Here is an 8,791-nt window from a genome sequence, read left to right on the forward strand (position 1 = left end):
GGTCGACCTACACGGTCACCAGCTACCGTGAGAACCCGGTCCCGGCATCCGCTGGAACCAACTAACCGAGCCTCCAGCAAACCCGGGGCGATTCACGGTATGCGTTGCGTAAGTATTGGATCAGATGGCGCGGGACCTCAAACCCGTGTACGCCGCCCGCGACCGAAGCTGCCGCCAAGGAACGGTTCGCCGAGTTCGCCGCCGCGTGGGGCCAGCGGTTTCCGGCGATCATCCGGCAATGGGAGAACGCTCGGCCCGAGTACCATTCCTGGACTACGACACCGAAATCCGGCGGGTGATCTGCTCGACCAACGCGATCGAGAGTGTGAATGACCGCTACCGGCGGGCGATCCGGGCCCGGGGGACACTTCTCACCGAGCAGTCCGTGTTGAAATGGCGGCCGAGGGGGGCCAGGCCCGGGGCGACGATCGGGGCCGAGACTATCACCGTCGGAACCCGTTGTCCCGTATGACATTTCATGTCACGTGGGGCGTGTCGCGGGTCAGTCGGCGGCTGGGAGGTCCAAGGCTGCGGCGACGAGTTCGGGGGCCTGTTCGTCAGGGGTGCGGGCCGCCGAGGCCCGGGCACGGTCATCGCGTTGTACGTCGCGCATGAGGGTTCTCCTTGGTGGTTCGTGCTGGTCAATCGCGCTGGAGAACGTGGCTGGTGTTGGCCGTGTTGTGAACACGAAACCAGACTGGCGGAGGCTCCGCGAGGGGCGTTCGTTTGTGATCCGACCCCCTGGGGGGTCCCCAGTCCTCGGACAGGATGCAGAGGGTTGTCTTCACCTTCGCGTCCCCGCGTGAGCGGTTGCATGACCGATGCGCGGCGCGGAAGTTGGCCGGGTCCAAGGCCGGTTTGGGATGAGTGGACCGCCCGGGGAGTCCTCGGTGTAGTCGATCGGGCCGGGGTCGCCGGTGACCATGATCGCCTCCGACATCGGTCTGTGCGAGGGAGTCATGGCCTACCGGATGCTGAGATTCGGCAGTAGCTCGTCGGCGATCGACATCTGCTGACCCGTCGCCCGCGGTCGAGTCACCCGACCGGAGACGGCGGCTTGTGCGCGACGTAGAAATAGTCGAAGGGGTCGGTTCGGACCTCCTTGACCTCGACGTCGACCAGGCCCGCCTCGCCCAGCATGCGTTCCGCGGTCTGCCGGCCCCACACGGTCCCGAGCCCGGCACCGCCCTGGGCGAGGGAGACGGTCATGCAATGCATCAGACTGATCGTGTAGAGATACGTCGCCCAGGGCAACGACATGTTGTCCTCGACCGCGGACTGGGCCTTGATGTCGACCATCAGGAATGTGCCGCCGGGACGCAGCGCGGTCGCGATGGATGCGAGTACCCGGTCGGGGAACGCCAGATCGTGAATCGCGTCGAACGCCGTCACGACGTCGTAGGTGTCGGTCTCGTCGAGATGTGCGACGTCTCGGATCTCGAACGTGGCGTTCGTGAGTCCCCAGTCACTCGCCCCTGCGCGCGCCACCTCGATCGCCTCGGTGCCGAGGTCGTATCCGACGAAGGTGCTCGTGGGGTAGGCACGTGCCAGGAGATTGACGGCATGCCCCGAGCCGCAGCCCACGTCGGCCACCACTGCGCCGCGGGTCAGCAACTCGTGCAGCCCGGGCACCGCGGGCACCACGTCGTCGAGCAGACCCCCGTCGTGGGTGGCTCGCGCGGTGGCGGCCATCAGCGCGTGGAATCCGGGGAACCGGTCATATCCCAGCCCGCCGCCATGCCGGAACGGTTCGCGCAACTCGGGTTCCACCCCGGCGAGCATGGTGAGCATCCGGAGGCTGCGGGCCAGGTTCACCGGGCCGTCGGCAGGGGTGAGGCAGACCGCCCTTTCCGGAGGCAGCGAGTAATGACTGGTCGCAGGGTCGTACTCGGCGACGTCGCCCACGACGATCCCGTTCAGCCATTCCCGCAGGTAACGCTCGTCGACACCGGCGGCCGCCGCGAGTGTGGCCGAGTCCGCCGGTCCGGTGCGGGCGAGCACGTCGAGCAGTCCCAACTCGTCGCCGATACCGAGGAGTAGGCCGAGCGCGGAGTCGTTGAGTACGCCGACCATGCGCCTCTGGAACGCTTTCGCCGCATCCCTGTCGAACCCCGTCATCGGTGGACCTCCTCGTACTCGGTGCGACTGACGTTACCCGGCACGGGATCACCGGATGGCGGGTGGCCGCAGCGTCGTCACTGGCCGGGAATCGGGGCCGGACAGACGCCGGTCTGCGCGCCGATCGAGTTGATCTCGGCGTTGGACCGAGGGGCGCCGGCATAGTCGATCTGATCGGTGCATCGTGGAGTCTCGCCCGGCGGAACGGTGATCGGTACCGGACACACTCCCGCTTGCGCGCCCTGTGAGCTGATCTCGGCGTTCGACCGGGGATCTGAGGAGTAGTCGAGTTGGTCGGTGCATGCGGGCGTCTGGGCTGCAGTGCCGCCCGCGGTTGTCGTCGGGACGTCGTCGGCCTCGGTGGTCGGAACCTTCACCCATGACGTCACGGTCACTGGGGTATTCGTCGGTCTGTGCGAGGTTCGAATCTTCTGAGCGGTGGGAGGGGTCGCGGGACGCTGTTCTCGGCCACCGACCAACATCTGGATACAATCGTATCCAGATATTGGTCGGGTAATGGACGGCAAGGGGACGGGGACGCAATGACGAAGCATGCGAGATCGGTGAGGCTCGACGAGGACTCGCTTCTGTGGCGCTACGTCGGTGATCGCCGATTCATCATGTCGATCTGCCGGGCGGTGTCGCTGCAGATGCTGCATCCGTCGATTGCGGCCGCGACACATGAGTTTTCGGTTGTCACATCCCGTGTCTTCGTCCACAAACACCGCACCGCCCCGTGCATCGTGCGGTCGGCGTACGAGGCGGACTTCGACGGTGTGCGGATGATTCGCTACAGCCACGACGCCTTCCACGGCGAGCGCCCCGACGGAAAGCGTTACCACGCACTCAATCCGAGCGTGTTCTTCTTCGAACACGCCACGTACGTCGACGCGCTCTTCACTTGCGTCGATGTCTTCTTCGGTGGTCTCGGTCCGCAGCTGCGCGAGCAGCTGTACGCCGAGACCTGCGAGTGGTATCGGCGCTTCGGGATCTCCGCGCGAGAGATGCCGCCGACGGTGAGCGAGTTCGACGAGTACTTCGCCGACGCACTGGCCACCGAACTCGACCCGGAACCGGGACTCGACTGGTATCGACAGCAACTGTTGCGACCCGATCACTGGATCTTCCGGAGACTACCCACCCGCGCGGTGCGCGCGATCCAGCATCCGATCGCGACCGGGTACCTCGGCGTCACTGCATCCGCGGGTGATCGCCGCGCGCTCGCCCGCTACGCCGCCGCCCTGTCCGCGGTAGACGCGGTGGCGCCCACGCGAAATGTGTGGCCGGCCGAGGTGCGCGACAAGGTGATCGAGGCCCGCCGAAGAGCCGGTGATCAACCGTGCGCGGCCAACCGCATCCAGGTGTCGACCACGGTATCGGGATTCAGTGACATCGATTCGATGCCCTGCTCGAGCAACCACTCCGCGAGGTCGGCGTGATCGCTCGGGCCCTGCCCGCAGATGCCCACGTACTTGCCGCGCGCCTTGCAGGCCGAGATGGCCAGGCCGAGCATGTGTTTCACAGCCGGATCGCGCTCATCGAACGCGTCCGCCACGAGCGCGGAGTCGCGGTCGAGTCCCAACGTCAGCTGCGTCATGTCGTTGGAGCCGATGGAGAAACCGTCGAAGTGATCGAGGAATGCATCGGCGATGACCGCGTTGGAGGGCACCTCACACATCATGATCACCTCGAGACCGTTCTCACCGCGACGCAGCCCATGGGAGTCGAGCAGCGAGATCACGCCCTCGGCCTCGGTGAGGGTGCGCACGAACGGAATCATGATCTTGACGTTGGTCAGGCCCATCTCGTTGCGTACGTACTTCAGCGCCGCGCATTCCATCTCGAAACAGTCGGCGAAATCCTTCGACAGGTACCGCGACGCGCCGCGGTACCCGATCATCGGGTTCTCCTCCTCCGGCTCGTACAGCTCGCCGCCGACGAGCTTCGCGTATTCATTGGACTTGAAGTCCGACATCCGTACGATCACCGGGTGCGGCGCGAACGCGGCGGCGATGGTCGCGACGCCCTCGGCCACCCGATCGACGAAGAAGTCACGAGGGCTCGGATAGGCGGCGATCGCCTCGCCGATCTGCTCCTTGAGGGGGCCCTCCAAGGAGCCGAAATCGAGCAGTGCCTTCGGGTGGATACCGATCTGGCGATTGATGACGAACTCCAGGCGCGCCAATCCGACACCGCTGTTCGGGAGTCGGGAGAAGGCGAACGCCTGCTCGGGCGTGCCGACGTTCATCATGATCTTGGTGCGGATCTCGGGCATCGACTCGATCGAGGACTCGGTGACGTCGAAGTCGAGCAAGCCGTCGTAGACATAGCCGGCGTCGCCCTCGGCGCAGGAGACGGTGACCTCGCGGCCCGCCGCGAGTGACCTCGTGGCACCACCCGTGCCGACGACCGCGGGGATACCCAGTTCGCGGGCGATGATCGCCGCGTGGCAGGTACGGCCACCGCGATTGGTCACGATGGCGCTGGCGCGCTTCATGATCGGCTCCCAGTCGGGATCGGTCATGTCCGCGACGAGGACCTCGCCGGCCTGGAACTCATGCATCTGATCCACCGAGTCCAGGATGCGAACAGCGCCGGAGCCGATGCGGGCGCCGATCGCGCGGCCCTCGACGAGGAGCGGTCCGGTCTCGTTGAGGCGATACCGCTGTTGGCCGGTGACCGCCGCGCGCGACTGCACGGTCTCGGGACGGGCCTGGAGGATGTACAGCTCGCCGTCGACGCCGTCCTTGCCCCACTCGATGTCCATCGGCCGCCCGTAGTGTTCCTCGATCAGCAGGGCCTGACGGGCGAGGGCCTGGACCTCACTGTCGTTGAGGCTGAGCAGCTTTCGCTGCGCCGGATCGACATCGACGAACTCGGTCGTCCGCCCGACCGCGCGGTCGTCGGTGTAGACCATCTTGGTGGCCTTGGAGCCGATGCCACGCTTGAGGATCGCCGGACGACCGGCACGCAGGGCCGGCTTGTAGACGTAGAACTCGTCGGGATTCACCGCACCCTGGACGACCGCTTCACCGAGGCCGTAGGAGGAGGTCACGAAGACCGCGTCGGCGAAGCCCGACTCGGTGTCGATGGTGAACATGACGCCGGACGCGCCGATGTCGGAGCGGACCATCTGTTGCACTCCGGCGGAGAGGGCGACGGCGTCGTGGTCGAACTCGTGGTGCACCCGGTAGGCGATGGCGCGATCGTTGTACAGCGAGGCGAAGACCTCCCTGATCGCCTGCACGATGGCGTCGATCCCGCGCACGTTGAGGAAGGTCTCTTGTTGCCCGGCGAAGGAGGCATCCGGCAGGTCCTCGGCGGTCGCACTCGAGCGCACGGCGAACGACGCCTCGTCCGAGCCGCCGGACAGTTCCGCGAACGCCGTCCGGACGTCGGCGTCGAGGTCCTCGGGGAACGGCTGATCCATGACCGCGGCCCGGATCTCACGTCCGGCCTCCGCGAGCGCCTGCACATCGTCGGTGTCGAGGTCGGCCAGTCGTGCACTGATCCGCTTGGCCAGGCTGAGGCCGTCGGCGCCCGGCTGATTCAGGAAGCGCCGGTAGGCGTCGGCGGTGGTGGCGAATCCGTTGGGGACCCGGACGCCGACGTCGGTCAGGTTGCGCACCATCTCACCCAGCGAGGCATTCTTCCCGCCCACCTGCTCGAGGTCGGCAAGGCCGAGGTCGGCGAACCATCGGATGTTGTCGGTCATGTGTTGCTCCTCAGTGCGGGATCGAGTCAGTGCAGGACTCGGGGTCGGCGGGCGAGTACTTGCAGGATGAGCGTGGACATCTCCTCGACGGACTTCGCCGACGAGTCGATGACCGGCAGGTGATGCATGCGGTAGAGCTCCTCGGCACGACGCAGCTCGTAGGCGCACTGCCGGAGTGAGGCATATGTCGAGTCCGGGCGACGCTCCGTCCGGACCGCGTGCAGACGGGCGGCGCTGGTGATGATCCCGAAGCAGCGATCCTGCAGGTGCCGGATCGGGCGGGGCAGATCGGTACTCGCCAGATCCTCCTCGACGAGGGGATAGTTGGCGACACGCAACCCGTGCTGCAGGGCGAGGTACATGGTCGTCGGCGTCTTGCCGCAGCGCGACGGGGCCACCAGGATCACGTCGGCCTTGTCCAGGGATCGGACGCTCTGGCCGTCGTCGTGTTCGATCGCGTACTCCACCGCCTGCATCCGCGCGTTATAGCGCTTGACGTCGCCGACCCCGTGGAGCCGTGCCGGAGTCCGGGCACCCCGGACGCCGAGGATGCGCTCGACCTCCAGCATGTGCATGTCGAAGAAGTCGATCAGCGGCGCACGGGACTTGTGGAGTTCCTGACGGACATCGTCGAGTGCGGCCGTCACGAACACCAGCGGTGTGACGCCGCCGTCCATGGTGGTGTCGATCTGCGCCACCACCTCGCGGGCATCGTCGGGCGTGGTGATGAACGGGATGAGGGTCCGTTCAAACCGGTGGTCGGGAAAGTGGAGCAACAGGGCATTGCCCATGGTCTCGGCGCTGATTCCGGTGCTATCGGAGAGGAAGAACACCGGGATCGCACGGCTGATGTCCTGGGTCTGTGTCTCACTCAACAGATCGTTTTCCCGCCACCCGACGTCACTGTGGGTATCCATCATCGTTCATCTGTCCGTCGGGTCGACGGGCGGGTCCGTTTTTCGGGCATTCGCCTCGGCGGCGAGCGACGCGGCCCCGGCGTGCGCCACGCCGTACGTCAGCCGATCCAGACCGTTTTGATGTTGCAGAATTCGCGGATCCCGTGGGCGGTCAGTTCTCGGCCGTACCCGGACCGTTTGACACCGCCGAAGCCGAGTTCGGGGTAGGAGGTCGTCATCCCGTTGATGAACACCTGACCGGACACGATGTCGTCGATGAAACGGTTCTGCTCGGCGGTGTCGGTGGTCCAGGCGTTGCCGCCGAGGCCGAAGGTGGTGTCGTTGGCGATGGTGATCGCCGCATCGATGTCGTCGACCCGGTAGACGGCGGCGACCGGCCCGAAGGCCTCAGCGGAGTAGATGTCCATCTCGGCGGTGATGTCGGCCAGAATGGTGGGCTGATAGAACCAGCCCGCACGTTCGACGCGCCGCCCGCCGATCAGCACCGAGGCGCCCCGGGTGACCGCGTCGTCGACCAACTCTTCGAGGTCGGTACGGCCCTGTTCGGTGGCCAGCGGGCCGACATCGGTCGCCGCGTCGGTGGGATCGCCGACGACGAGGGCGCCGAATCCGTCGACGAAGCGCTCGACGAACTCGTCGTAGACATCGGTATGAACGATGAAACGTTTTGCTGCGATGCAGGATTGGCCGTTGTTCTGCACACGTGCGGTGACCGCGGTGCGCGCGGCCGCGGCGATGTCGGCGCTCGGCATGACGATGAACGGGTCACTGCCGCCGAGTTCGAGCACCGTGTGCTTGACCTCATCGCCGGCGATCGCGGCCACCGCACGCCCGGCGGGCTCGCTTCCGGTGAGGGTTGCGGCGGCCACGCGCGGATCGCGCAGGATCGACTCGACCATGTCCGACCCGACCAGCAGGGTCTGGAAGCAGCCTTCCGGGAAACCGGCGCGGCGCAGCACGTCGTCGAGGTACAGTGCCGACTGCGGCACGTTGGATGCGTGCTTGAGGATGCCGACATTGCCGGCCATCAACGCGGGAGCGACGAATCGGACCGCCTGCCACAGTGGGAAGTTCCAGGGCATCACCGCGAGGATGACGCCCAGTGGCTGGTAGCGCATGAACGCGCGAGAGGCGCCGACGGCCCCGGCGTCGGCGACCTCGTCGGCGAGCATCGCCGCCCCGTGATGGGCGACATACCGAAAGGCCTTGGCGCATTTGAGTGTCTCCGCCTTGGCCGCGGCGAGGGTCTTACCCATCTCGGTGGTCATCATCGTCGCGACATCGTCGGCCTCGGACTCGAGGAGGTCGGCGGTGGCCCGGAGCCAGGTGGCCCGCTGGTCGAAGGACGTGGTGCGGTAGTCGGCGAACCGCCACGCGGCGCGGTCGAGGGCGGCGTCGACCTCCGTCGGGGTCAGCGACTCGAACTCCCGGACGGTCTCTCCGGTGGTCGGGTTGATGGTGGCGATGGCCATGGTGCCGGTCCTTCCGCGCGTGGATGGTTCCTCACCACCACTACCACTCGGTGATCTCCACGCTCATGACCAGCGGTTCGGGAGTGCCGAGGACTCATCCACAGGTGGCTGATCGTCCGGCGTGCTTTGGCAAGCGGCCGACCACGGCGACCGTCTCGAATTCGAGCGACTGATCGGCTCCGGGACCATCTCGGCCGGCGAGTACGGCCGTGCCCATCATCCACTCGGTCTTCTCGGCGTCACCGGCACCGCACGGGGGACAGTTGGGGTGAGGGGCGCCGATTGCGCGGCACGAGCCACCCTGGTGGCGAGTCTGTCCACGCACTCGGATCGAGGCCGCGGAGCTGACGGTGACGGCTCTTCAGGAATGGGGTGTGGAACCCCTTTGATGTCGGGATCGGATACGTCGTCCCGATCGACTATCTGGTCCATGCCGCCGATGGCGTGATCGTCGACGGCGATGAATGAAACCGCCTGCAGCGCAACCACAGGCGTGAAAACGTCTGCGGTCCTGCAGATCACGTCATCGAACAGGGTTCTCTCCGGGTGCCGAATGGACGCGATTTGAA

7 protein-coding genes are annotated in these 8,791 nt (G+C 66.4%); 2 read left to right on the forward strand and 5 right to left on the reverse strand.

Annotated features, from left to right (window positions below; genetic code table 11):
* Positions 1-124 precede the first annotated feature (124 nt).
* Complete coding sequence (locus tag ACWDPV_RS19940) at positions 125-472, forward strand: transposase (protein ID WP_449744338.1); 348 nt, start codon at positions 125-127, stop codon at positions 470-472.
* 563 nt (positions 473-1,035) lie between these two features.
* On the opposite strand, the gene ACWDPV_RS19945 is transcribed toward ACWDPV_RS19940, so the two are convergent.
* Together ACWDPV_RS19945 and ACWDPV_RS19950 are read right to left on the reverse strand one after the other, a co-directional pair.
* A complete protein-coding gene (locus ACWDPV_RS19945) occupies positions 1,036-2,118 on the reverse strand; it encodes a class I SAM-dependent methyltransferase (RefSeq protein ID WP_449744339.1) in 1,083 nt (360 codons plus the stop codon).
* 77 nt (positions 2,119-2,195) lie between these two features.
* Positions 2,196-2,507, reverse strand: a complete 312-nt coding sequence (locus tag ACWDPV_RS19950; RefSeq protein ID WP_449744340.1) for a hypothetical protein — start codon at positions 2,505-2,507, stop codon at positions 2,196-2,198.
* Between the two features lie 153 nt (positions 2,508-2,660).
* On the opposite strand from ACWDPV_RS19950, the gene ACWDPV_RS19955 reads away from it, so the two are divergent.
* Positions 2,661-3,557, forward strand: coding sequence for an oxygenase MpaB family protein (locus ACWDPV_RS19955; protein WP_449744341.1), 897 nt, complete (start codon positions 2,661-2,663; stop codon positions 3,555-3,557).
* Here the strand turns inward: ACWDPV_RS19955 and ppsA are convergent.
* From ppsA to ACWDPV_RS19970, 3 genes are all read right to left on the reverse strand, one after another.
* Positions 3,452-5,833 (reverse strand): phosphoenolpyruvate synthase, encoded by a 2,382-nt coding sequence (gene ppsA / locus ACWDPV_RS19960; protein ID WP_449744342.1) that lies wholly within the window; start codon positions 5,831-5,833, stop codon positions 3,452-3,454. The genes ACWDPV_RS19955 and ppsA overlap by 106 nt on opposite strands.
* Positions 5,834-5,859: 26 nt before the next feature.
* Positions 5,860-6,708 (reverse strand): pyruvate, water dikinase regulatory protein, encoded by an 849-nt coding sequence (locus tag ACWDPV_RS19965; protein ID WP_449744343.1) that lies wholly within the window; start codon positions 6,706-6,708, stop codon positions 5,860-5,862.
* A 140-nt stretch (positions 6,709-6,848) separates the two neighbouring features.
* The gene (locus ACWDPV_RS19970; RefSeq protein WP_449744344.1) at positions 6,849-8,222 is read right to left on the reverse strand and encodes an NADP-dependent succinic semialdehyde dehydrogenase; all 1,374 of its coding nucleotides are present in this window, start codon (positions 8,220-8,222) and stop codon (positions 6,849-6,851) included.
* Positions 8,223-8,791: the final 569 nt, after the last annotated feature.

This window comes from Gordonia sp. NPDC003504, assembly GCF_053587995.1.

Bases quoted from the DNA above. Each gene is read 5' to 3' on its own strand.
- ACWDPV_RS19955 (WP_449744341.1), top strand. From the start codon at position 2,661: ATGACGAAGCATGCGAGATCGGTGAGGCTCGACGAGGACTCGCTTCTG.
- ACWDPV_RS19970 (WP_449744344.1), bottom strand. From the start codon at position 8,222: ATGGCCATCGCCACCATCAACCCGACCACCGGAGAGACCGTCCGGGAG.
- ACWDPV_RS19945 (WP_449744339.1), bottom strand. From the start codon at position 2,118: ATGACGGGGTTCGACAGGGATGCGGCGAAAGCGTTCCAGAGGCGCATG.
- ACWDPV_RS19940 (WP_449744338.1), top strand. From the start codon at position 125: ATGGCGCGGGACCTCAAACCCGTGTACGCCGCCCGCGACCGAAGCTGC.
- ppsA (WP_449744342.1), bottom strand. From the start codon at position 5,833: ATGACCGACAACATCCGATGGTTCGCCGACCTCGGCCTTGCCGACCTC.